The 20968-nt window shown below is 60.5% G+C and carries 21 protein-coding genes; 13 read left to right on the forward strand and 8 right to left on the reverse strand.

Annotated features, from left to right (window positions below; translation table 11 throughout):
- The first annotated feature begins 252 nt into the window (after positions 1-252).
- On the forward strand, positions 253-486 hold the full coding sequence (locus tag AC25BC_RS15675; protein ID WP_157628338.1) for a hypothetical protein: 234 nt from the start codon (positions 253-255) through the stop codon (positions 484-486).
- Positions 483-1586, forward strand: a complete 1104-nt coding sequence (locus AC25BC_RS15680) for a branched-chain amino acid ABC transporter substrate-binding protein (RefSeq protein ID WP_012758510.1) — start codon at positions 483-485, stop codon at positions 1584-1586. The genes AC25BC_RS15675 and AC25BC_RS15680 overlap by 4 nt, the downstream gene beginning before the upstream one ends.
- A gap of 72 nt (positions 1587-1658) precedes the next feature.
- Here the strand turns inward: AC25BC_RS15680 and AC25BC_RS15685 are convergent, their stop codons facing one another.
- A complete protein-coding gene (locus AC25BC_RS15685; RefSeq protein ID WP_012758511.1) occupies positions 1659-1949 on the reverse strand; it encodes a hypothetical protein in 291 nt (96 codons plus the stop codon).
- A gap of 150 nt (positions 1950-2099) precedes the next feature.
- On the opposite strand from AC25BC_RS15685, the gene ade reads away from it, so the two are divergent.
- Positions 2100-3797: an adenine deaminase gene (ade, locus tag AC25BC_RS15690; protein WP_012758512.1), complete on the forward strand. Its 1698-nt coding sequence runs from the start codon at positions 2100-2102 to the stop codon at positions 3795-3797.
- Between the two features lie 62 nt (positions 3798-3859).
- Here the strand turns inward: ade and bglA are convergent, their stop codons facing one another.
- Positions 3860-5506: a beta-galactosidase BglA gene (bglA, locus tag AC25BC_RS15695; protein WP_012758513.1), complete on the reverse strand. Its 1647-nt coding sequence runs from the start codon at positions 5504-5506 to the stop codon at positions 3860-3862.
- A gap of 286 nt (positions 5507-5792) precedes the next feature.
- Between bglA and AC25BC_RS15700 the strand changes: the two genes are divergently transcribed.
- The 7 genes from AC25BC_RS15700 to AC25BC_RS15730 all read left to right on the forward strand — a co-directional run bounded on the left by AC25BC_RS15700 (position 5793) and on the right by AC25BC_RS15730 (position 12812).
- A complete protein-coding gene (locus tag AC25BC_RS15700; RefSeq protein ID WP_011653015.1) occupies positions 5793-7373 on the forward strand; it encodes a peptide ABC transporter substrate-binding protein in 1581 nt (526 codons plus the stop codon).
- Between the two features lie 48 nt (positions 7374-7421).
- Entirely contained in the window at positions 7422-8345 is a 924-nt protein-coding gene (locus AC25BC_RS15705; RefSeq protein ID WP_012758514.1) for an ABC transporter permease subunit, read from the forward strand.
- Positions 8342-9259, forward strand: coding sequence for an ABC transporter permease (locus AC25BC_RS15710; protein ID WP_003561446.1), 918 nt, complete (start codon positions 8342-8344; stop codon positions 9257-9259). Before AC25BC_RS15705 ends, AC25BC_RS15710 begins: the two co-directional genes overlap by 4 nt.
- A complete protein-coding gene (locus tag AC25BC_RS15715) occupies positions 9260-10252 on the forward strand; it encodes an ABC transporter ATP-binding protein (protein ID WP_012758515.1) in 993 nt (330 codons plus the stop codon).
- The gene (locus tag AC25BC_RS15720) at positions 10245-11231 is read left to right on the forward strand and encodes an ABC transporter ATP-binding protein (protein WP_012758516.1); all 987 of its coding nucleotides are present in this window, start codon (positions 10245-10247) and stop codon (positions 11229-11231) included. Before AC25BC_RS15715 ends, AC25BC_RS15720 begins: the two co-directional genes overlap by 8 nt.
- Before the next feature lie 166 nt (positions 11232-11397).
- On the forward strand, positions 11398-11739 hold the full coding sequence (locus AC25BC_RS15725) for a hypothetical protein (RefSeq protein ID WP_012758517.1): 342 nt from the start codon (positions 11398-11400) through the stop codon (positions 11737-11739).
- A 152-nt stretch (positions 11740-11891) separates the two neighbouring features.
- Positions 11892-12812, forward strand: a complete 921-nt coding sequence (locus AC25BC_RS15730; RefSeq protein ID WP_012758518.1) for a sugar kinase — start codon at positions 11892-11894, stop codon at positions 12810-12812.
- A 127-nt stretch (positions 12813-12939) separates the two neighbouring features.
- Here the strand turns inward: AC25BC_RS15730 and gstI are convergent, their stop codons facing one another.
- Together gstI and AC25BC_RS15740 are read right to left on the reverse strand one after the other, a co-directional pair.
- On the reverse strand, positions 12940-13131 hold the full coding sequence (gene gstI / locus AC25BC_RS15735; RefSeq protein WP_017994859.1) for a glutamine synthetase translation inhibitor GstI: 192 nt from the start codon (positions 13129-13131) through the stop codon (positions 12940-12942).
- A gap of 189 nt (positions 13132-13320) precedes the next feature.
- The gene (locus tag AC25BC_RS15740) at positions 13321-13539 is read right to left on the reverse strand and encodes a hypothetical protein (RefSeq protein WP_128407438.1); all 219 of its coding nucleotides are present in this window, start codon (positions 13537-13539) and stop codon (positions 13321-13323) included.
- A gap of 24 nt (positions 13540-13563) precedes the next feature.
- Between AC25BC_RS15740 and AC25BC_RS15745 the strand changes: the two genes are divergently transcribed.
- Entirely contained in the window at positions 13564-14604 is a 1041-nt protein-coding gene (locus tag AC25BC_RS15745; RefSeq protein ID WP_012758520.1) for a glutamine synthetase beta-grasp domain-containing protein, read from the forward strand.
- 239 nt (positions 14605-14843) lie between these two features.
- Positions 14844-16025, forward strand: a complete 1182-nt coding sequence (locus AC25BC_RS15750) for a glycosyltransferase family 4 protein (RefSeq protein ID WP_012758521.1) — start codon at positions 14844-14846, stop codon at positions 16023-16025.
- 6 nt (positions 16026-16031) lie between these two features.
- Here AC25BC_RS15750 and AC25BC_RS15755 read toward each other — a convergent pair whose 3' ends face one another.
- A complete protein-coding gene (locus tag AC25BC_RS15755) occupies positions 16032-17045 on the reverse strand; it encodes an alpha/beta hydrolase (RefSeq protein ID WP_012758522.1) in 1014 nt (337 codons plus the stop codon).
- A 161-nt stretch (positions 17046-17206) separates the two neighbouring features.
- Between AC25BC_RS15755 and AC25BC_RS15760 the strand changes: the two genes are divergently transcribed.
- Complete coding sequence (locus tag AC25BC_RS15760) at positions 17207-17644, forward strand: MarR family winged helix-turn-helix transcriptional regulator (protein WP_012758523.1); 438 nt, start codon at positions 17207-17209, stop codon at positions 17642-17644.
- 296 nt (positions 17645-17940) lie between these two features.
- On the opposite strand, the gene der is transcribed toward AC25BC_RS15760, so the two are convergent.
- The 3 genes from der to AC25BC_RS15775 form a co-directional block, all read right to left on the reverse strand.
- A complete protein-coding gene (gene der / locus AC25BC_RS15765; RefSeq protein WP_012758524.1) occupies positions 17941-19365 on the reverse strand; it encodes a ribosome biogenesis GTPase Der in 1425 nt (474 codons plus the stop codon).
- Between the two features lie 18 nt (positions 19366-19383).
- The gene (locus AC25BC_RS15770) at positions 19384-20067 is read right to left on the reverse strand and encodes a tetratricopeptide repeat protein (RefSeq protein ID WP_012758525.1); all 684 of its coding nucleotides are present in this window, start codon (positions 20065-20067) and stop codon (positions 19384-19386) included.
- Between the two features lie 306 nt (positions 20068-20373).
- Complete coding sequence (locus AC25BC_RS15775; protein WP_012758526.1) at positions 20374-20958, reverse strand: NnrU family protein; 585 nt, start codon at positions 20956-20958, stop codon at positions 20374-20376.
- Positions 20959-20968 lie beyond the last annotated feature (10 nt).

A 20968-nucleotide genomic window follows, 5' to 3' on the forward strand; every position in this document is an offset into this window, starting at 1 on the left:
CAGTTCCCGAAATATCTCTCTGTTTATTATCGACCGCTCTTTTGCATCGCAGCAATATATGCACGAACAATGGTTCTACTCTAATTGGTAGAATCAAGTGTTAATCTCAAAACGGAATTCGAATATTCAGAAAGACGAGGACGTTCCCCGAAATTCAGCAGGTCTATCAGCGATCCGCGCTGATGCCAGGGGGTACCGCACCCTCTAGAAATCGGCAAACAGCGCCAGGATCGACGATTCCGGGACGATTTCATGCCGGATCGGCTCGATTTTCGTTTCATTTTGTTATCAACTTGCGGAATCTCACCAAAATTCCTAGAAATCTTGCCGTTGCGCCCATTTGAGCCAAATATGGCCGGAGGGCGCATCGATCGCGCCGATATCGATCGTCCTTGGCACGGCCTGGGGGCCGTTGAACGATCCGGAAAAGCCGGCGCGACGCTTCATCGCGGGTCGAATGACCCCATCCAAGGAGACAAATTATGACCCTCAAGACATTGACGGCGACCCTCGTCGCGTCACTCGCCTTTGCGCCGCTTGCCTATGCCGATATCACCATCGGCCTGATCGCGCCGCTGACCGGCCCGGTCGCCGCCTATGGCGACCAGGTGAAGAATGGTGCGCAGACCGCCGTCGACGAAATCAACAAGAAGGGCGGAATTCTCGGCGAGAAGGTCGTCCTCGAACTGGCCGACGATGCCGGCGAACCGAAACAGGGCGTTTCCGCCGCCAACAAGGTCGTCGGCGACGGCATCCGCTTCGTCGTCGGCCCGGTAACCTCGGGCGTCGCCATTCCCGTTTCGGACGTGCTTGCTGAAAACGGCGTGCTGATGGTTACCCCGACCGCGACGGCCCCCGACCTCACCAAGCGTGGTCTCACCAATGTGCTGCGCACCTGCGGCCGCGACGACCAGCAGGCCGAAGTCGCCGCCAAATATGTGCTGAAGAATTTCAAGGACAAGCGCGTCGCCATCGTCAACGACAAGGGCGCCTACGGCAAGGGCCTCGCAGATGCCTTCAAGGCGACGCTGAACGCCGGCGGCATCACCGAAGTCGTCAATGACGCGATCACGCCTGGCGACAAGGATTTCAGCGCGCTCACCACCCGCATCAAGTCCGAGAAGGTCGACGTGGTCTATTTCGGCGGCTACCATCCGGAAGGCGGGCTGCTCGCCCGCCAGCTGCATGACCTCGCCGCCAACGCGACGATCATCGGCGGCGACGGACTCTCCAACACCGAATTCTGGGCAATCGGCACGGATGCGGCAGGAGGCACGATCTTCACCAACGCTTCGGACGCCACCAAGAGCCCGGATTCCAAGGCCGCAGCCGGCGCGCTCGCCGCCAAGAACATCCCGGCCGAGGCCTTCACGCTGAACGCTTATGCCGCCGTCGAAGTGCTGAAGGCCGGCATCGAGAAGGCCGGCAGCGCCGAGGATGCGGAAGCCGTCGCGGCCGCGCTGAAGGGCGGCGAAGAAATCCCGACCGCCATCGGCAAGGTCACCTACGGCGAGACCGGCGACCTCACCTCGCAGAGCTTCTCGCTCTACAAGTGGGAAGCCGGCAAGATCGTCGCCGCCGAGTAATTGACGGATATAGAGAAACAGGATCGGGCGCCTCACGGCGCCCGATTTGTATTTTGAGAGATGGGCTGCCGGTCAATCCCGCGTCCTCTTATCCTCACGCAGATAGCTTTCCACTGTCGGGTGTTCGATAAGTACCATCGGTTGAACATACGTCCGATTGGGTGTTGGATTTGAAATCCGCGCGTAGAAACTGGCGACCACGACGCGCTTAAGATTTTCATCGGAAGCGACACTTCCGGTCGATTTTTTGAGAATGATCTGACTGACCTTCCCGTGCTTGTCGGTCGTGAGTACCGCAGAGTTGTTCACACAGCCGCTCAACAGAAAAACTGCTGCGCAGGCCGCCGAAATAATTGCTTTCATATCATGACCTTGAGTTGGAAAACGACATCTGTATTCTCGCTTCACTAGCACTGCTGCCACCGAGGCAAAAGCAGCGGGAAATACAATCCAAATGTTTCCAGCATCAGTTCGGCATCAGCGGCAGAAAAACAATCGAAGAGGTAGCAATCCATGACCACGAAGCTCGAACGTCTCATCGATCAGGGCGTTGGCCGTGTGCCGGCCGATATCGTGCTGAAGGGCGGCTGCTTCTTCGATCTCGTCACCGGCGAACTCGTCCAGTCGGACATTGCCATCGGCGCCGATCGCATCGTCGGCACCTCAGGCAATTATGAGGGCGAAACCGAGATCGACATCTCGGGCAGGATCGTCGTTCCAGGCTTCATCGATACGCATCTGCATATCGAATCTTCGCTGGTGACCCCGCATGAATTCGATCGCTGCGTTCTGCCCTATGGTGTCACCACCGCCATCTGCGATCCGCACGAAATCGCCAATGTGCTCGGAACCGCCGGCATCGAATTCTTTGTTGAATCCGCGCTGGAGACGATCATGGACATCCGCGTCCAGCTCTCTTCCTGCGTTCCGGCGACACATCTCGAAACCTCCGGCGCCGACCTGCCGATCGAAAGCCTCCTGCCCTACCGTGACCATCCGCAGGTCATCGGCCTTGCCGAATTCATGAATTTCCCCGGCGTCATCCACAAAGACCCCATCTGCATGGCCAAGCTCGAAGCCTTCCAGAGCGGCCATATCGACGGTCACGCGCCGCTGCTCTCGGGCAACGACCTCAACGGTTACCTCTCGGCCGGCATCCGCACCGAGCACGAATGCACGACCGCCGCCGAAGCGCTGGAAAAGATCCGCAAGGGCATGCACATTCTCGTGCGCGAAGGTTCGGTATCCAAGGATCTCGCTGCGCTGATACCCATTATCACCGAGCGGCTTTCACCCTTCCTCGCGCTTTGCACCGACGACCGCAATCCGCTCGATATCGCCGAACAGGGCCATCTTGATCATATGATCCGCACAGCGATCGCGAGCGGCGTCGAACCCCTGGCGATCTACCGCGCCGCCTCGATTTCGGCCGCCCGCGCCTTCGGTCTGAGGGACCGCGGCCTGGTCGCGCCCGGCTGGCGCGCCGATCTGGTGGTGCTCGACAGCCTGGAAAACTGCCGCGCCGACATGGTCTTTTCCGCCGGCCGCCGCGTCACCGATGCGCTCTTTTCCTCGCGCAGGCCGGTTGCCCCGATCGGCCTCGACAGCGTCAAGGCCCGTCCCGTCAACGCCGCCCATTTCGGCGTCCCGGTCGCCGAAGGCGAGACGCCTGTCATCGGCGTCATCCCGGGCAAGATCATCACCGAGCATCGCCGCTATCGCCTGCCCGTCAGGGGCAACGAGGCGACAGTCGATCTTGCGAATGATATCATCAAGGTCGCCGTCATCGAGCGCCACGGCAAGAACGGCAACCATGCCAACGGCTTCGTCCAGGGCTTCGGCCTGAAGAAGGGTGCGATCGCCTCGACCGTCGGCCATGACAGCCACAATATCTGCGTCGTCGGCGTCAACGAGGACGACATGGCGCGCGCCGCAAACCGCCTCGGCGAGATCAAGGGCGGCTTCGTTGTCGTCGAAGACGGCAAGGTCACCGGCGAAATCGCCCTGCCCATCGCCGGCTTGATGAGCCTCGAACCCTATGAGACGGTCCGCGATACGCTCCACCAACTGCGCAAAGCCGCCTTGGCGCTCGGCGCCACGCTGGAAGAACCCTTCCTCCAGCTCGCTTTCTTGCCGCTGCCGGTCATCCCGCACCTGAAAATATCCGACCGCGGCATGGTTGATGTCGACAAGTTCGCGCTCATCGGGTGACGCGATTGAAAAACGGCTGGCTCCGCGGCGGACAACCTCAACAGTCGCCTTTCAGTCGAGCGTCAAACCCGCGCACAAAACCCATCCAACGCCGCAAGCTTCACCAATCCCGCGTCAGCCACCGCCTCGAAGCCCGGCATCGCAAGCGGTTCCCCGAGCACGATGCCGTCAGGCAGGCGGAATTCCGCCGGTTTGCGCGTCAGGTTGAAAATGAAGAGCAGTTTTTCTCCGCCCTTTTCGCGGGTGAAGGCGAGCAGATCCTGGTTGGTGCCGATGAAGGTCATCTCGCCGTCGATCAGCGCCAGGTGGCTCCTCCGGAATGCGAGCGTCCTGCGGTAGTGATGCAGCACCGAGCTGTCGCTCGTCTCCTGCGTATCCACGGAAAGCGCTGCCTGCTCGTAAGGTACCGGCAGCCAGCTCTTCTCGGCCGACGTGAAGCCCGCATGCGCCTTGCCGGCTTCCCAGGGCATCGGCGTGCGGCATCCGTCGCGGCCCTTGAAGGCCGGCCAGAAGCGGATGCCGTAGGGATCGCGCAGATCCTCGAAGGCGAGCTCCGCCTCGGGCAGGCCGAGTTCCTCGCCTTGATAGAGGCAGATCGAGCCACGTAGTGCCGCAAGCACCGAGATCGCCAGCTTGGCGATGACAGGCCGCTCTTCCTCCGTCCGCGCAAAACGGCTGACATGGCGCATGACGTCGTGGTTGGAAAAAGCCCAGCAGACCCAGCCGTCCGTGACTGCTTTCTGGAAGGCCTCGACGCAGCCGCGAATATGCTCGGCGGTGAATTCCGGCCCCAGCAGATCAAATGTGTAGCACATGTGCAGCTTGTCGCCGCCACTCGTATAGGCGCCAACCGTCTTCAGCGAACGCGCCCCATCGCCGACTTCGCCGACGGTCGTGCGATCCTCGTACTGGTTGAGCAGCGCCCGGAAGCGTTTGAGGAAATCGACATTTTCCGGCTGCGTCTTGTCATAGAGGTGGTTCTGCATGCCGTAGGGATTGCTGTCGGGCGCATCGAGGCCTGCGTCATCCTCATCCGGCTCGTGCGGCGGATTGCTCCTGAGCAGCTTGTCGCAGAAATAATAGTTGACCGTATCCAGGCGGAAGCCGTCGACGCCGCGGTCGAGCCAGAACTTCACCGTCTCCAGCACCGCATCCTGCACGGCCTCGCTGTGGAAGTTGAGATCCGGCTGCGAGGTCAGGAAATTATGCTGGTAATATTGCCGGCGCACGCCATCCCATTCCCAGCCCGGCCCGCCGAAGATCGACAGCCAGTTGTTCGGCGCCGTGCCGTCAGGCTTCGGATCGGCCCAGACATACCAATCCGCCTTGGGATTGGTCCGGCTCGATCGGCTCTCGACGAACCAGGGATGCCGGTCGGAGGTGTGCGAGATCACCTGGTCGATAACAACCTTGATGCCGAGCTTGTGCGCCTCGGCCATCATCTCGTCGAAATCGGCGAGTGTCCCGAAGATCGGATCGACGTCGCAATAATCGGAAACGTCGTAGCCCATGTCGGCCATCGGCGACTTGAAGAAGGGCGAGAGCCAGATCGCGTCGACGCCGAGGCTGGCAATATGCGGCAGCCGGCGGGTAATTCCCCTGAGATCGCCGAGACCATCGCTGTTGGTGTCCTGAAACGAGCGCGGATAGACTTGATAGATCACCGCGCCGCGCCACCAGTCCGCACTCCCGCCTGCCTGCAATGCCATCGGCTACATCTCCTGCCTCGTTTGCGCTCGCCACACTAAAGCGGACGAAACAAAAGACAACCATGTGAAGCGGTTATGAAGGCGTTGCGAAACGCCGCGACGCATCGTCGCGATCCGACAAGGGGGAGACGTACATAGGCTTGTCCACAACCCGAATCCACCCTCCGGATTTGGGGTTGCAACGCAAAGCCTTTGCGATAATGTGCGCGCTGACCTGCACGTAAGAGGTCAAACACCGGGAACAAATGTCTAATAAAGGCGAAAAGCCTAGAAAGGTGGGCCCACCATGAACCATTTCGCGAAAAAATTTCTCGCCTCTGCAATGCTTGGCACATTGCTGGCGTTTTCGGCCCACGCGGCCACGCTCAACATTCACAATGGTGGCGACCCGCAGTCGCTCGATCCGCAGAAGCTTTCCGGCGACTGGGAGAACCGCATCGCCGGCGACATTTTTGAAGGCCTCGTCACTGAGGACGCCAAGGATAATCCGATCCCCGGCCAGGCTGAAAGCTGGACAATTTCGCCTGACGGCAAGGTCTACACCTTCAAGCTTCGCGACGGCATCAAGTGGTCCGATGGCCAGCCGGTAACGGCAGGAGACTTCGTCTTCGCCTTCCAGCGCCTCGTCGACCCTAAGAACGCCGCCGACTACGCTTATCTCCAGTTCACCATCAAGAACGCGGAAAAGATCAACAAGGGTGAGATCACCGATCTCAACCAGCTCGGCGTCAAGGCGATCGACGACAAGACGCTCGAAATCACCCTCGAAAACTCCACCCCTTATTTCCTCAATGCCCTGATGCACTACACCGCCTATCCGCTGCCGAAGCATGTCGTCGAGGCGAAGGGGCAGGATTGGGTCAAGATCGGCAACATCGTCACCAACGGCCCCTACAAGCCCGTCGAATGGGTTCCGGGCTCGCATGTCACGACAGTCAAGAACGATCAGTGGTATGACACCAAAGACCTGAAGATCGACGGAGCGAAGTTCTTCGTGCTCGAAGACCAGGAAGCCGCGCTGAAACGCTACCGCGCCGGCGAATTCGACATCCTCACCGACTTCCCAACCGACCAATACGAGTGGATGAAGAAAAACCTGCCGGGCCAGGCGCATGTCGCCCCCTTCTCTGGCCTCTATTATTACGTCGTCAACTCGCAGAAACCGCCCTTCAGCGACAAGCGCGTCCGCCAGGCTCTCTCCATGGCGATCAACCGCGAGGTCATCGGCCCGCAGATCCTCGGCACCGGCGAACTGCCGGCCTATTCCTGGGTTCCGCCGGGCACGGCGAATTACGGCGAACCGGCCTATGTTAGCTGGAAGGACCTGCCCTACAGCGAGAAGGTCGCCGAAGCCAAGAAGCTCCTGACCGAAGCCGGTTTCGGCCCCGACAAGCCGCTTCACGCCGTGCTGAGCTACAACACCAACGACAACCACAAGCGCATCGCCGTCGCCATCGCATCCATGTGGAAGCCGCTTGGCGTCGATGTCGAACTCGTCAATGCCGAAACCAAAGTGCATTACGACCAGATGCAGCGTGGTCAAGTCGAAATCGGCCGCGCCGGCTGGCTCGCCGACTACAACGACCCTGATAATTTCCTGAACCTCCTGGTGACAGGCGTGCAGATGAACTACGGCCGCTGGTCGAATCCCGAGTACGACAAGATGATCAAGGAAGGCAACGCCGAGACGGATCTCACCAAGCGTGCCGCGATCTTCAAGAAGGCCGAACAGCTGGCGCTGGATGAATCCGCCGCCCTGCCGATCTACTACTATGTCTCGAAGAACGTCGTTTCGCCGAAGATCGAAGGCTTCGTCGACAACATCCAAGACATCCACCGCACCCGCTGGCTGTCGATGAAAGAGTAAGGGAAAACGGTCCTTTCCGCGCACTGCGGAAAGGACCGGCCCACGATCATGATCAAATACGCACTCCGTCGCCTGCTGTCGACGATCCCCGTCATGTGGATCGCCGTGACAGCCTCGTTTTTTGTTTTGCGCCTTGCCCCCGGCGGCCCTTTCGATGGCGAAAGGCCATTGCCGCCGGTGATCCTGAAGAACCTTGCGATCCACTACAATCTCGATAAGCCGCTCATCCAGCAGTACCTGATCTATGTCGGTGACCTGCTCCGGGGCGATCTCGGTCCCTCCTTCGCGAGTGAGGATTTCACAGTCGCCCAGCAGATCATGATCGGTCTGCCCTACACCTTCACCATCGGTACGGCTGCCTTCCTGATTGCCATCATTGTCGGCGTGGCCGTCGGCTGTCTCGGGGCGCTCTATCAGAACAAGGCACCGGATTATATTCTGGGCGCGCTCATTCTGGTGGGCGTCGTGCTACCGAACTTCCTGATTGCGCCCATCCTGCAGCTCGTCTTCGGCATCCATCTCGCGTGGTTTCCGGTCGGCGGCTGGGGTGACGGCTCGATCAAATACCTCATTCTGCCGATCGTCGTTTTGGCGCTGCCGCATGCCGGCCGTATCTCGCGCATCACGCGCGGCTCGATGATCGAGGTGATGAATCAGAATTTCATTCGCACCGCCAAGGCCAAAGGCATCGGCCCCCGCCTGACGGTCATGCGCCACGCGCTGAAGCCAGCGCTGATGCCTGTCGTCTCCTATCTGGGTCCAGCAGCAAGTTACCTTCTCACCGGCTCGCTGGTTGTCGAGAGCATCTTCGGATTGCCCGGCATCGGCCGCTATTTCGTCAACGCAGCGCTGAACCGCGATTACGGCATGGTTCTCGGCACGGTCATCTTCTACATGGTGCTGATCGTGTTCCTGAACCTTCTCGTCGATATCGCCTATGCCTGGCTCGATCCGAAAGTGAGAAACCGATGATCCTCAACCCCGCAAAGCGAGAATTGCTCGCCCAGGAACTGCTGGAGGCGGAAGGCCTTGCGCCCGAAAGCCGCTCGCTCACCAAGGATGCCTTGCGTCGCCTCGGGCGCAACAAGGCGGCCGTCCTGTCGATCGTCGTCCTGACGCTTTTGATCCTCGTCGCCTTCATCGGCCCCTGGTTCATTCCCTTCAACTATGAGGATCCTGATTGGGCGGCTTTCCGCATACCCCCCTCGATCGAAACCGGCCACTATTTCGGCACCGACCCGAACGGCCGCGACCTTCTCGCCCGCGTCCTTTACGGCACCCGCGTCTCGCTGGCGGTGGCGCTGACGGCGACCGTCGTCTCCGTCTTCATCGGCGTGCTCTACGGTGCGGTATCGGGTTATATCGGCGGCAGGCTGGATGCGATCATGATGCGCTTCGTCGATATCATGTATGCGCTTCCCTATATCCTCTTCGTCATCCTGCTGATGGTGATCTTCGGCCGCAACGTCTATCTGCTGTTTGCCGCCATCGGCGCGCTGGAATGGCTGACGATGGCCCGCATCGTGCGTGGCCAGACGCTGTCGATCAAGCATCGCGAATTCATCGAAGCGGCCCGCGCATCCGGACAGCGGCCGTTCAAGATCATCATCAAGCACATCATCCCGAACCTCGTCGGCCCGGTGGTGATTTTCGCGGCGCTGACGGTGCCTGAGATCATTGCCACCGAAAGCTTCCTTTCCTATCTCGGCTTCGGCGTGCAGGAACCGCTGACCTCGCTCGGCACGCTGATCGCCGAGGGGACCGATGCCATGGAAAGCATGCCGTGGCTGCTGGTCTTCCCGGCGAGCTTTCTTGTGGCGCTGCTGCTCAGCCTGCTCTTCATCGGCGACGGGCTGCGCGACGCGTTCGACCCGAAGGATCGTTAAATGACGGATACCCTCCTCGAACTCAAAGACTACTCGATCACCTTCAAGACGCCGGATGGAGAAGTGAAGGCGGTCTCGAACATGAACCTGACGGTCAAGCGCGGCGAGCGCATCGCCATCGTCGGCGAATCCGGCTCCGGCAAGAGTCAGACCTTCCTCGGCATCATGGGCCTGCTCGCCAAGAACGGCAAAACGACGGGACAGGCGCTGCTCGAAGGCAAGGACGTGCTGGCGCTGAAACCGCGCGAGCTCGACCAGATCCGCGGCAAAGACATGGCGATGGTCTTCCAGGACCCGATGACGGCGCTCAATCCAACGCTGAAGATCTCCCGGCAGCTGACGGAGCAGCTCGAGGTTCACGGCGGGCTGACGGCGCGCGCCGCATCCGCCGCCGCACTCGATATGCTGAAACGCGTTGGCATCCCCGACCCGACGCGACGCTTCCACCTCTACCCGCATGAGCTCTCCGGCGGCATGCGACAGCGCATCGTCATCGCCATGGCGCTGCTCACCCGGCCGAAGCTGTTGATCGCCGACGAACCGACAACGGCCCTCGACGTCACCATCCAGGCACAGATCCTCGACCTCTTCAACGATCTGACGGCGGAGATGAACACGGCGCTGATCATGATCACCCACGATCTCGGCGTCGTTGCCGGCCTCGCCGACCGCGTCGCCGTCATGTATGCCGGTCGCATCGTCGAGGAAGCGCCGGTCGATGAACTCTTCGACAATCCGGCCCATCCCTATACCGCAGCACTGCATGCCTCGATCCCACGCCCTGACCAGGATGTCGACGACCTCGTCGTCATCCCCGGCCGTCCGCCGAACCTGCAGCACCTGCCGAAGGGCTGCAATTTCTCGCCGCGCTGTTCGCAGGTCCAGGACGATTGCATCGACCGACCGCCGCCGCTCGAAACGCTGGCGCCGCACCATTGCGCCGCCTGTTACCACCCCTTCCCGCGTCGCGAGGAGCTGCTGAACCATGGCTGAACGATCGCTTCTAAGGGTCGAGAACCTGACGACCCAATTCGAACTGCCAGCCAAAGGCCTCTTCAAGCCGCCGATCTTCCTGACCGCCGTCAACAATGTCAGCTTCGACCTCAGCGAAGGCCGCACGCTCGGCATCGTCGGTGAATCCGGTTGCGGCAAGTCCACGCTCGGCCGCTCCATCCTGCGGCTGTTGAAGTCGCAGAAGGGCCGTATCCTCTGGCAGGGCCGCAACCTTCTCGACCTGTCGGACGAGGAAATGCGCGCCGCCCGCCGCGACATGCAGATCATCTTCCAGGATCCGATCGCCTCGCTCGACCCGCGCATGACTGTTGGAGATATCATCGCCGAGCCGCTTACCGTCTTCGAGCCGAAGCTATCAAGGGCCGAGCGCACCGAGCGTGTTCGCGAGATCATGACCGCCGTCGGCCTGGTGCCGGAAATGATCAACCGCTATCCGCACGAATTCTCCGGCGGCCAGGCGCAGCGCATAGGCATCGCCCGCGCGGTCGTCACCAAACCGAAGCTCATCATCTGCGACGAGCCGGTTTCGGCCCTCGACGTCTCGATCCAGGGTCAGGTCATCACGCTTCTGCGCAAGCTGCGCAAGGAATTCGGCCTGACGCTGATCTTCATCAGCCACGACCTCTCCGTCGTGCGCCTGATCTCAGACGATGTGCTGGTGCTCTATCTCGGCAGGGTGGTGGAAGCCGGCGACTGCGCCACCGTCTTCGATCATCCCGCCCATCCCTATACGCAGGCGCTCTTCTCCGCTGCGCCGATCCCGGATCCGAAGCTTGCGCGCCTGCGCACCCGCATCCGCCTGCAGGGTGACCCACCCTCGCCGCTCAACCCGCCGAAAGGCTGCGTCTTCTCACCGCGCTGCTGGAAGGCGACCGACATCTGTCGCACCGAAATGCCGCCGACAGAGGAGGTCCGCCCCGGCCAGAAGGCCGCCTGTTATCATATGGACAGGCCATGAATGGAACGACGGTCGCGCAAGCGGCCGTCACCTCATAAGGATACCCAGTGCGCCATCCGTTTCGGGCGAAGCAGACTTATTTTGGGTCTAAAGACCCCAATAAGAAAGCTTTTATAAGCATGTGCTATCCCATTTCGGCCTAATCGCAAGCCAGGGGAACGCATATATGAAATCGAAAATATCAGGTGTAATCGCACTTACCGCGGCCATGATTGCCGTCTCCGCGGTTTCATCGCATGCCGAAGATCTGACGTTCAAGCTCATCAACGGAACGAACTCCGTCCTGACGCACTTCTACAGCTCGCCGACCGGCGTCGACGACTGGGAAGAAGACGTCTTCGGCGAGAACGTTCTCGATCCGGACGAAACCATGGATATCACCATCGCCGACGGCCGCACCGTCTGCAAATACGACATGCGCTTCGAATTCGAGGAAGGGTCAAACCTCGAAACCACCGAAGATACGCAGGATCTTTGCGCGATGGGCAGCTACACCATCCACGAATAGATAATAAGAGCCCGCCTTCGCCTCGTCCGTGAAGGCGGGTTTACATATCTGGTGATATCGACGCTTGTCACTCCGCCCGGCTCCGCGTATCAGCGAATGAAGACTAGCGCGTCCTGTTGGACACGCGGGGCTCCAAATGCCGGGAGGACAAGGTGAGCAGACGGTTTCTATCGATCGGTGAATGCATGGTGGAACTCTCGCAGGCAGGCGATGGTCTGCTGCGCAAGGGCTTTGCCGGCGATACCTTCAATACCGCCTGGTATGCCCGCGCCTGCCTTGCCGCCGACTGGTCGGTCGACTACTTCACCGCCCTCGGTGACGACGCCATGTCGGACGAGATGCTGGCCTTCATCGACACATCAGGCATCGGCACGAGCCTCATCCGCCGCATCAAGGGCAGGACGCCCGGCCTCTATATGATCAATCTGAAGAACGGCGAACGTTCCTTCAGCTACTGGCGCGACAGCTCGGCTGCCCGCAGCCTGGCGGCTGATCCGGACCGCCTGCGCGAGGCGGTGGAGAGCGCTGCCGTCATCTATTTCTCCGGCATCACCCTTGCCATTCTGCCCCAGGAGGATGCCGAGACTTTGCTTGCAGAAGTCCGTCGCGCCAAGGCCGCCGGCAAGCTCGTCGTCTTCGATCCGAACATCCGCCCGCGCCTCTGGTCGAGCTACGACGTGATGCACACGACGATCAGCGAAGGCGCCCGCTCCTCCGTGCTCGTCATGCCGAGCTTCGACGACGAGGCGGCCCATTTCGGCGATGATTCCATCGAGGCGACGATCCATCGCTATCGCGCACTGGGTGCCGTCGATATCGTCGTCAAGAACGGCGCTGACGGTGTCACGATGAATTTTGCCGGCGAGCAAACCTTCGTTCCGGCCGAAAAAGTGGAGAAGGTGGTCGACACAACCAGCGCCGGCGACAGCTTCAACGGCGCCTTTCTCGCACGATATCTCGAAGCAGGCGATGCGCCTGCCGCCACCCGCTTCGCAGCAAAGGTTGCTGCCCGCGTCGTCAGCGAACATGGTGCATTGGTCGTAAGGGAAAAGCTTGGATTGGACCGCGGCTAAAGCGGCGCGGTCTTTCAGATTCGCTTAGCGCAACATGCTTTTACGCCGCCCATGGTGACGCAGTCTGAACGCCATGTGTAGGCGCTCCCTGCCTTATCGGCATCGTGTGCCCCGCTGCCAGGGGAAATCAGGACTTCGTCGGTCGATCGGACTCGCGAACTGCCTCGTCATGGTACCAGCAGCTGTCGAGCGCAGCATCGCAGACGGCTGCTGCCTCGCGCTCCATCAGCTTGGCGCGTTCGAACCGGTTGGCGTTTCGTATCGCCTTAGCGGGAAACTGGTAGATCGTCGCGGATTCACGATGGAAACCGGTGGGCATGAGATCGCCTCCATTCAGTTCGGCGCATCAACATTTCAGGACCACCTACATAGCACAATGCACATAGTTTATGCAAATTGCATAAAATAAGGGCAATGTTACAATTGTAATCGGTCGGTATGCTGTCTCGGCTAAAAGCTTCCGATAATTTGTTTAACACTTCATCATTTCAGCTTAACGCCGCAATTTTCATCCGGTTCCAGACGGAAAAAGCGCGTTTTGATGGGCAATACCGCCGGTGAGCGTTAAAAACGGCCCGATTTTCCAAAAGCTAAAAAACCGACAGACATGCTGACTCGCGATTTTTCTTTCGAGCCGCGCCAAAACTGGCACGCTACGTGCTTTTAAAGCATCATCCCTGGCGGTCGGATGCGCTTGCGCGCCGAGATCACCTCCGGATTTGCTCACCTTCGTAGCATTGAGAGAGTCACGATGACAAAATATAAGCTCGAGTATATTTGGCTCGATGGGTACACTCCGGTACCGAACCTGCGTGGCAAGACGCAGATCAAGGAATTCGACGTATTCCCGACGCTGGAACAGCTTCCGCTCTGGGGCTTTGACGGCTCCTCGACGCAGCAGGCCGAAGGCCGCAGCTCCGATTGCGTGCTGAAGCCGGTCGCCATCTATCCCGACCCGGCCCGTACCAACGGCGCTCTCGTCATGTGCGAAGTCATGATGCCGGATGGCGTCACGCCGCACGCATCGAATGCCCGCGCCACCATCCTTGACGACGAAGACGCCTGGTTCGGCTTCGAGCAGGAATATTTCTTCTACCAGAACGGCCGTCCGCTCGGCTTCCCTGAGCAGGGCTACCCCGCTCCGCAGGGCCCGTACTACACCGGCGTCGGCTATTCGAACGTCGGCGACGTTGCCCGCGAAATCGTCGAAGAGCATCTCGACCTCTGCCTCGCTGCCGGCATCAACCACGAAGGCATCAACGCTGAAGTGGCCAAGGGCCAGTGGGAATTCCAGATTTTCGGCAAGGGCTCCAAGAAGGCCGCCGACCAGATCTGGATGGCACGCTACCTCTTGCAGCGCCTGACCGAAAAGTACGGCATCGACATCGAGTATCACTGCAAGCCGCTCGGCGATACCGACTGGAACGGCTCGGGCATGCATTGCAACTTCTCGACCAAATACATGCGCGAAGTCGGCGGCAAGGCCTATTTCGAAGCGCTGATGGCGCAGTTCGAAAAGAACCTGATGGACCACATCAGCGTCTACGGTCCTGACAACGACAAGCGCCTGACCGGCAAACACGAAACGGCACCGTGGAACAAGTTCTCCTACGGCGTTGCCGACCGTGGTGCTTCGGTCCGCGTGCCGCACTCCTTCGTCAAGAACGACTACAAGGGCTATCTGGAAGACCGCCGCCCGAACTCGCAGGGCTGCCCCTACCAGATCGCTTCGCAGGTTCTGAAGACGATCTCGGAAGTTCCGACAGCAAGCTCGGCTTCCGCTGCCGCTTAACCTCCCAAACGGCGCCGGTCCACGACCGGCGCCATCGTTCTTTATGCATGAAAACCGCGATCGACCGCTGACATATTCGCGGGTATCGAGCCGCTAAAGCCCTGCAATCCTTGCAATATGGGCTGTAATATTTCCATCATGGTCATGCCTCAAAATAGAGAAGCGGGAATCGCCGTTCCGGAACCCCGCTTTGGGGTTGAGCGTTGGCATATCACTGCGACGCGGATGGAAATCGTGACATGCTGCAACGTCCGGCAAACACTTATAGCTGCGAGAGCTGGGCCAATGCCGCAGCCGCCGGAAACCTGCCCGAAAGGCTGGTGATCGTCACCGATGCCTGGCACCCGCAGGTCAACGGCGTCGTTCGCTCGATCGAGAACACCAACCGCGAACTGGCGAAGATGGGCGTCGAGGTTTCGATGGTGACGCCGGAGCGCTTCAACAGCATCCCCTGCCCAACTTATCCCGAGATCCGCCTATCGATCGCCAATTACCACCGCATCGCCCGCGAGATCGAAAAGCACAATCCCTCCTACGTGCATATTGCCACCGAAGGTCCGCTGGGGCTGACCGCCCGCCGCTGGTGCCTGAGGAACCGCATGCCGTTTTCGACGAGCTACCACACCCGCTTCCCGGAATACGTCTCCGCGCGCCTGCCGATACCGAAGAGCTGGCTCTATTCCTTCGTCCGCTGGTTCCACAATGGCGGCGCTGGCTGCATGGTGGCGACACCGAGCCTTGCCCGTGAACTGTCGGAAAAGGGCATCCGCAACCTCATGCCCTGGAGCCGCGGCATCGACGCCACGCAGTTCCGTCCGATGGCGCTCGAGGAAAACCCGTTCGGCTTGGCGCGTCCGATCTTCATGACCGTCGGCCGCGTGGCGCTGGAAAAGAACCTGCCGGCCTTCCTCGATCTCGACCTGCCGGGTTCCAAGGTCGTCGTCGGCGACGGCCCGGCGCGCGCCGAACTCGAGAAGCAATATTCCGACGTCTTCTTCGCGGGCGTGCAGTTCGGCGAGGACCTGGCGAAAACCTATGCCCAGGCCGACGTCTTTGTCTTTCCCTCGCTCACCGATACCTTCGGCAACACCATCCTCGAAGCACTGGCATCGGGCGTGCCGGTCGCAGCCTATCCGGTCACCGGCCCGCTCGACATCATTGGCGATGACAGCGAGGTCGGGGCGCTCGACCAGAACCTGCAGGCCGCCTGCCTTGCCGCCCTCTCCGCCTCGCGCGGCAAGGCGCGTGAACTCGCCATGCAATATTCCTGGGAAGCAGCGACGCTGCAGTTCATCAACAATATCCGCGCCGCCAATGGCGTCATCACGCCGAAATGGAAGAAGGCCTGGCAGTTTGCCAAATCACTTCCAAGAAGCAGAAAGCCCGGCGAAACCGCCAGGCCCCTCCCGTCTGCAGACTGATTGATTTTACTTGTGCAGGGCGCTGCGAAGCGTGTCGTTCGCGACCGCAATCGCGCTGCGCGCGGCAGGCGTTTCGGCAATCGCGTTCAGCAGCACGAAATCGTGGATCGTGCCGTTGTATCGCATCGACGTGACCTTAACGCCGGCCTGGCTGAGCTTGCGGGCATAGGCCTCACCCTCGTCGCGCAGCACGTCGTTTTCGTCAACGATGACCAGCGCCGGCGGCAGGCCGTTCAACTGCTCCAGCGACGCCTGCAGCGGTGAGGCCGTCGGCTCCTTGCGCTTGGTCTCGTCGGGCAGATAGGCGTTCCAGAACCACTTCATCGCTTCCTTGGTCAGCCACGGCCCATCGGCGAACTGGTTGTAGGACCCATTGTCGAAATTGGCGTCGGTGACGGGGTAGAACAGCACCTGCTGGTCGATGGCAGGACCGCCGCGTTCCTTGGCAAGCAGCGTCACCACCGCCGCCATGTTGCCGCCGACGCTATCGCCTGCGACCGCGAGCCTGGAGGCATCGACCTTGAACTCCTTGGCATGCTCGGCGACATATTTGGTCGCAGCATAAGCCTGCTCGATGGCAACGGGATAACGGGCTTCCGGCGAGCGCTCGTAGTCGACGAAGACGACAGCGACATCGGCGCCGTTGGCGATCTCACGCACCAGCCGGTCATGCGTATCCGCATCGCCCAGCACCCAGCCGCCGCCATGGAAATAAAGAATGACCGGTAGCGTGCCCGTGGCATGCTCCGGGCGGACAATGCGCAGCTTGATGCTGCCTGTCGGACCAGCCTTGATGACCTTGTCCTCTCCCCTAGCAGCAAGCCTCTTCACATCGCCCTTCTGCGCGCCGGCCAGGACATTGCGGGCATCGGCCGGCGACAGCGTGTAGATCGGCTTGCCGCCGGCAAGCCCGTCGATGAATTTCTGCGTTGTCGGTTCGAGTACCGGATCGGCAAGCGCGCCAACGGCGGAGGCTGCGAGCAGTGCTGCTGCGGAAACGGTGGTCTTGATGGTCGACATTGTCTTGTCCTCTCGGTTTCGATGTTCGTCGTGAACACAGCTTTTATATCGCGCACGATTCTTTATCGGACAATTTAAATCTTCGCATGCCCGCTATGCATAAAAGGCGCTTACGATTATTTATCGTACGATATAAATTCTGTCAGTTTTGGAGATATCCCATGCAGGATCAGCTGAAGCTCAACAACTTCATCTGCTTCGCCGTCTATACGGCAAGCCACGCACTGAACCGCGTCTACAAGCCGCTGCTCGACACGCTCGGCCTCACCTATCCGCAATATCTGGCGATGGTTTCGCTCTGGGAACAGGACGGCCAGACCGTCGGCGGCTTGGGTGAAAAACTCTTCCTCGAATCGAGCACGCTGACCCCGCTGCTCAAACGCCTGGAAACCGCTGGTTATGTCAGACGCGAACGCAGCCGGGAGGACGAACGCGTCGTCGTCATCCGCCTGAGCGAAGAAGGCATTCGCCTGAAGGAAAAGGCGATCGGCATCCCGGGCTGCATCGCCGCTGCCAGCGGTCGCGATGCAGTCGACCTCACTCGCCTCCAGGCCGAGATCGTGGCGCTGCGTGAAGCGCTGAATCGAAGCGTGGTTTAGCTGCTAACCGGACTGGTATCACAGTGCTTGTGGTACCCCCTCTGCCCTGCCGGGGCCTGGGGGTCGAGCCACGGGTCTCGACCCGTCCTTCGGCCCCCACAGGTGGGGAGATCAGATGGACGTTCGGCTTCCCAAACAATTACCGTTTGGCGATCAGAACACCGATAGAGAGCGTTGAGCGTTCGCCTCCTGCCGATCTCCCCCTTGTGGGGGAGATGCCCGACAGGGCAGAGGGCGGTTGCCACGCGGCACACCCAAACTCCACAAAACGCTACCAATCAGCGCCAACCCCAGCCCTAAGTCCGCCTCTTCTTGCCTTCGAACGGATTTTCAGGCGAGCGGAAGTGGATGCGAATCGGCACGCTCGGCATGTCGAAATCCGCGCGCAACCCGTTGATCAGATAGCGTGTATAAGATTCCGGCAGCGCATCCGACCGGGTGCAGGAGATCATGAAGGCCGGCGGGCGGGCCTTGACCTGCGTCATATATTTCAGCTTGATGCGGCGGCCGGAAACGGCCGGTGGCGGATGCTGGATCTGCTGCGTCTCCAGCCAGCGGTTGAGCCGCGCCGTCGAGATACGCTTGTTCCAGACCTTGTCAGTATCGATGATCGCCTGCATCAGCTTGTCGAGCCCCCAGCCGGTCTGGCCGGAGATCGGCACGGCGCGGATGCCGCGCGCCTGCGGCAGCAGCCGGTCGGTCTTTTCGCGCAGATCCGCAAGCACCGCCTGCCGATCTTCGATCATGTCCCATTTGTTGAAGGCGAGCACGGCGGCACGGCCTTCGCGCAGCACGAGGTCGACGATCTGCAGATCCTGCTTTTCGAAGGGGATCGTTGCATCGAAGACGATGACGACGGTTTCGGCGAAACGGATGGCGCGCAGCGCATCGGCCACCGAAAGCTTCTCCAGCTTCTCGATCACCCGTGCCTTGCGGCGCATGCCGGCCGTGTCGAACATCTTGATGGTGCGGCCGCGCCAGTCCCATTCGACCGAGATGGAATCGCGGGTGATGCCCGCTTCCGGTCCCGTCAGCAGCCGGTCCTCGCCGAGGAAGCGATTGATCAGCGTCGACTTGCCGGCATTCGGCCGGCCGACGATCGCCACTCTGAGCGGCTTCGTCTCGTCATAGGCCGGCTCTTCGTCCGCGTCGCTGTCTTCGCCTTCCGTCTGCGGAATGTCGACGTCGGTGACGGCGACATCCTCCTTGGTGGGATAGGCCCGGTCCTCGCCGATTGCCGCAACGATCGCATCGCGCAAGTCGAGCATGCCCTGCCCATGTTCGGCCGAAATCGGCGTCGGCTCACCGAGCCCGAGCGTGTAGGCGTCATAGAAGCCGCTGTCGGAACCGCGCGCTTCGGACTTGTTGGCGACAAGCACCACCGGCTTGCCGCGCCGGCGCAGCATTTCGGCAAGGTCGGTATCGACAGGCGTCAATCCGCTCTTGGCGTCGACGACGAAAAGCGAAAGATCCGCCTCGTCGATTGCCGCTTCCGTCTGTGCCCGCATCCGCCCCTGCAGGCTTTCCGCGTCGGCCTCTTCCAGACCGGCCGTGTCGATGATCGTGAAAGTCAGGCCCATTAGCCGAGCATCGCCCGGCCGGCGGTCACGGGTAACACCCGGCGTGTCATCGACAAGCGCCAGCTTTTTGCCCACCAGCCGGTTGAAAAGTGTCGACTTGCCGACATTCGGACGACCGACGATCGCGACCGTGAAACTCATATCTTGTCCTTAACGCGATCAGCCCTGAGCGGCGGGCGCCTTGCCGGATGCGGTAATCAGATCAAGCATCATATGGGCGCGATTGGCAACATTGCGCGGGCTGTCGGTATCGTCGACGATCGACTGGAACCACTGCCGCGCCTGCGCCATGTTGCCGGCTTTGTAAGCGGCAAGGCCGAGTGCCTCGCGCGCCGAATGACGGAAGGCGTTGCCCGGAACGGCCATTTCCTCGATCGCCGCCGAAACCTGTTCGTAAGTGCCGTTCTCGATGAGCAACCAGCCGGCGCGCATCTTGGCGGCATCGCGCACGGCAGCCGGAACGGCATTGTCCTTGCCGATCTCGTTGAAGGCGGTGATTGCCGCGGCGGTATCGCCCTTCTGCACCTGGACGGTAGCGGCCCGCATGCGCGCCAACACCGGATAGGCGCCATGGCCTTCCTTCTCGAGCTTGTTGAGCGCGGCCAGCGCCTCGTCGTTCTTGTTCTCGTCGGCCAGCTTCATCGCCGCCAGGAACTGATCGCCGGTGCCGGAGGAGCGGTTGTCGTCCCAATAGTCGTAAAGAACCTTGCCGGCTGTGCCGACGACGATCAGGATGGCGACGACGATGATATAGCGACCGAACCGGCGCCAGACGCCCTTCATCTGGTCAGACCGCAATTCCTCATTGACTTCACGGATGAAGCTGTCGTCGTTGAATGCCATTCTCGTCTCCGGCCGCGGAAAAACCCATACACCATGCAAAACGCATATTGTCGGGCCTTCTACTCCATTTTGCTGCCGTTGTAAGGGGGATGTGAAAGATTAGAGCAATTCCAGGAAAAGTGCGAAGCGGTTTTCCGTCCGGAGTTGCGTAGAAACGAAAAGTTAGAGCGGTTCTGAGCTTCCATGAAAGCTGAACCGCTCTAAAGCGCCGCACGTCCGACAGGACGCGCTAAGGACGCTCTAACACTTTGAATCCGCGTATAATCCTTCCAAAAATCGGAATCGATTTTTGGGGTTATGCGCGGGTCAGATGACGAGCGGCGAAACGCCGATCAACCATTCGTGCAGCTTCCAGATGATCAGCGCCCAGACGACGATGCCGATGATGATGGCATAGAGGTCGTATTTGGCCGAGACGAACGGCCGGAGCGTGATCTCGCCCGCCCGCTGCCGCCGTTTCAATGAAATGCGCAAGATGACGCCCCAGGCGAGAAAGGCGGCAAACAGCAGAACCGACGACGTCTCGCCATTGGCGAGCAGGTGCGCCAGCGCCCAGATCTTCACCGACAGCACCATCGGATGTTTGGTCTTGGCCGCGATATGCCCCGCCGGCAGCAGCGAGGCGACGAGACAGACCATCGCGATCAGCATCAGCGTGATTGTTATATGCGCCATCCAGACCGGTGGATTGTAGAGCATTCCGGTCACCTGTCGCGCCTGCCCGAAGCCGTAGATCAACAGGATCAGCGTGGCGATGCTGGCAATGGAATAGGCCGCCCGCCAGCCCTTCTCGCCGAGGCTTGCGATCATCGAACGGCGAAAGTCCGGCAACAGCACTCGCACCAGATGCACCCCGAGGAAAAGTATGATGCCGACGATAAGCAATGTCATTGCGGATCCT

This window comes from Rhizobium sp. WSM409, assembly GCF_057653825.1.

What these genes read in the sequence shown, in the direction of transcription:
- AC25BC_RS15720 (WP_012758516.1), top strand. Translation starts at nt 10,245, where the DNA reads ATGGCTGAACGATCGCTTCTAAGGGTCGAGAACCTGACGACCCAATTC.
- AC25BC_RS15745 (WP_012758520.1), top strand. Translation starts at nt 13,564, where the DNA reads ATGACAAAATATAAGCTCGAGTATATTTGGCTCGATGGGTACACTCCG.
- AC25BC_RS15770 (WP_012758525.1), bottom strand. Translation starts at nt 20,067, where the DNA reads ATGGCATTCAACGACGACAGCTTCATCCGTGAAGTCAATGAGGAATTG.
- AC25BC_RS15680 (WP_012758510.1), top strand. Translation starts at nt 483, where the DNA reads ATGACCCTCAAGACATTGACGGCGACCCTCGTCGCGTCACTCGCCTTT.
- AC25BC_RS15685 (WP_012758511.1), bottom strand. Translation starts at nt 1,949, where the DNA reads ATGAAAGCAATTATTTCGGCGGCCTGCGCAGCAGTTTTTCTGTTGAGC.
- AC25BC_RS15760 (WP_012758523.1), top strand. Translation starts at nt 17,207, where the DNA reads ATGCAGGATCAGCTGAAGCTCAACAACTTCATCTGCTTCGCCGTCTAT.
- AC25BC_RS15710 (WP_003561446.1), top strand. Translation starts at nt 8,342, where the DNA reads ATGATCCTCAACCCCGCAAAGCGAGAATTGCTCGCCCAGGAACTGCTG.
- AC25BC_RS15755 (WP_012758522.1), bottom strand. Translation starts at nt 17,045, where the DNA reads ATGTCGACCATCAAGACCACCGTTTCCGCAGCAGCACTGCTCGCAGCC.
- AC25BC_RS15705 (WP_012758514.1), top strand. Translation starts at nt 7,422, where the DNA reads ATGATCAAATACGCACTCCGTCGCCTGCTGTCGACGATCCCCGTCATG.
- AC25BC_RS15700 (WP_011653015.1), top strand. Translation starts at nt 5,793, where the DNA reads ATGAACCATTTCGCGAAAAAATTTCTCGCCTCTGCAATGCTTGGCACA.
- gstI (WP_017994859.1), bottom strand. Translation starts at nt 13,131, where the DNA reads ATGCCCACCGGTTTCCATCGTGAATCCGCGACGATCTACCAGTTTCCC.
- AC25BC_RS15725 (WP_012758517.1), top strand. Translation starts at nt 11,398, where the DNA reads ATGAAATCGAAAATATCAGGTGTAATCGCACTTACCGCGGCCATGATT.
- AC25BC_RS15715 (WP_012758515.1), top strand. Translation starts at nt 9,260, where the DNA reads ATGACGGATACCCTCCTCGAACTCAAAGACTACTCGATCACCTTCAAG.
- ade (WP_012758512.1), top strand. Translation starts at nt 2,100, where the DNA reads ATGACCACGAAGCTCGAACGTCTCATCGATCAGGGCGTTGGCCGTGTG.
- AC25BC_RS15750 (WP_012758521.1), top strand. Translation starts at nt 14,844, where the DNA reads ATGCTGCAACGTCCGGCAAACACTTATAGCTGCGAGAGCTGGGCCAAT.
- AC25BC_RS15775 (WP_012758526.1), bottom strand. Translation starts at nt 20,958, where the DNA reads ATGACATTGCTTATCGTCGGCATCATACTTTTCCTCGGGGTGCATCTG.
- bglA (WP_012758513.1), bottom strand. Translation starts at nt 5,506, where the DNA reads ATGGCATTGCAGGCAGGCGGGAGTGCGGACTGGTGGCGCGGCGCGGTG.
- AC25BC_RS15675 (WP_157628338.1), top strand. Translation starts at nt 253, where the DNA reads ATGCCGGATCGGCTCGATTTTCGTTTCATTTTGTTATCAACTTGCGGA.
- der (WP_012758524.1), bottom strand. Translation starts at nt 19,365, where the DNA reads ATGAGTTTCACGGTCGCGATCGTCGGTCGTCCGAATGTCGGCAAGTCG.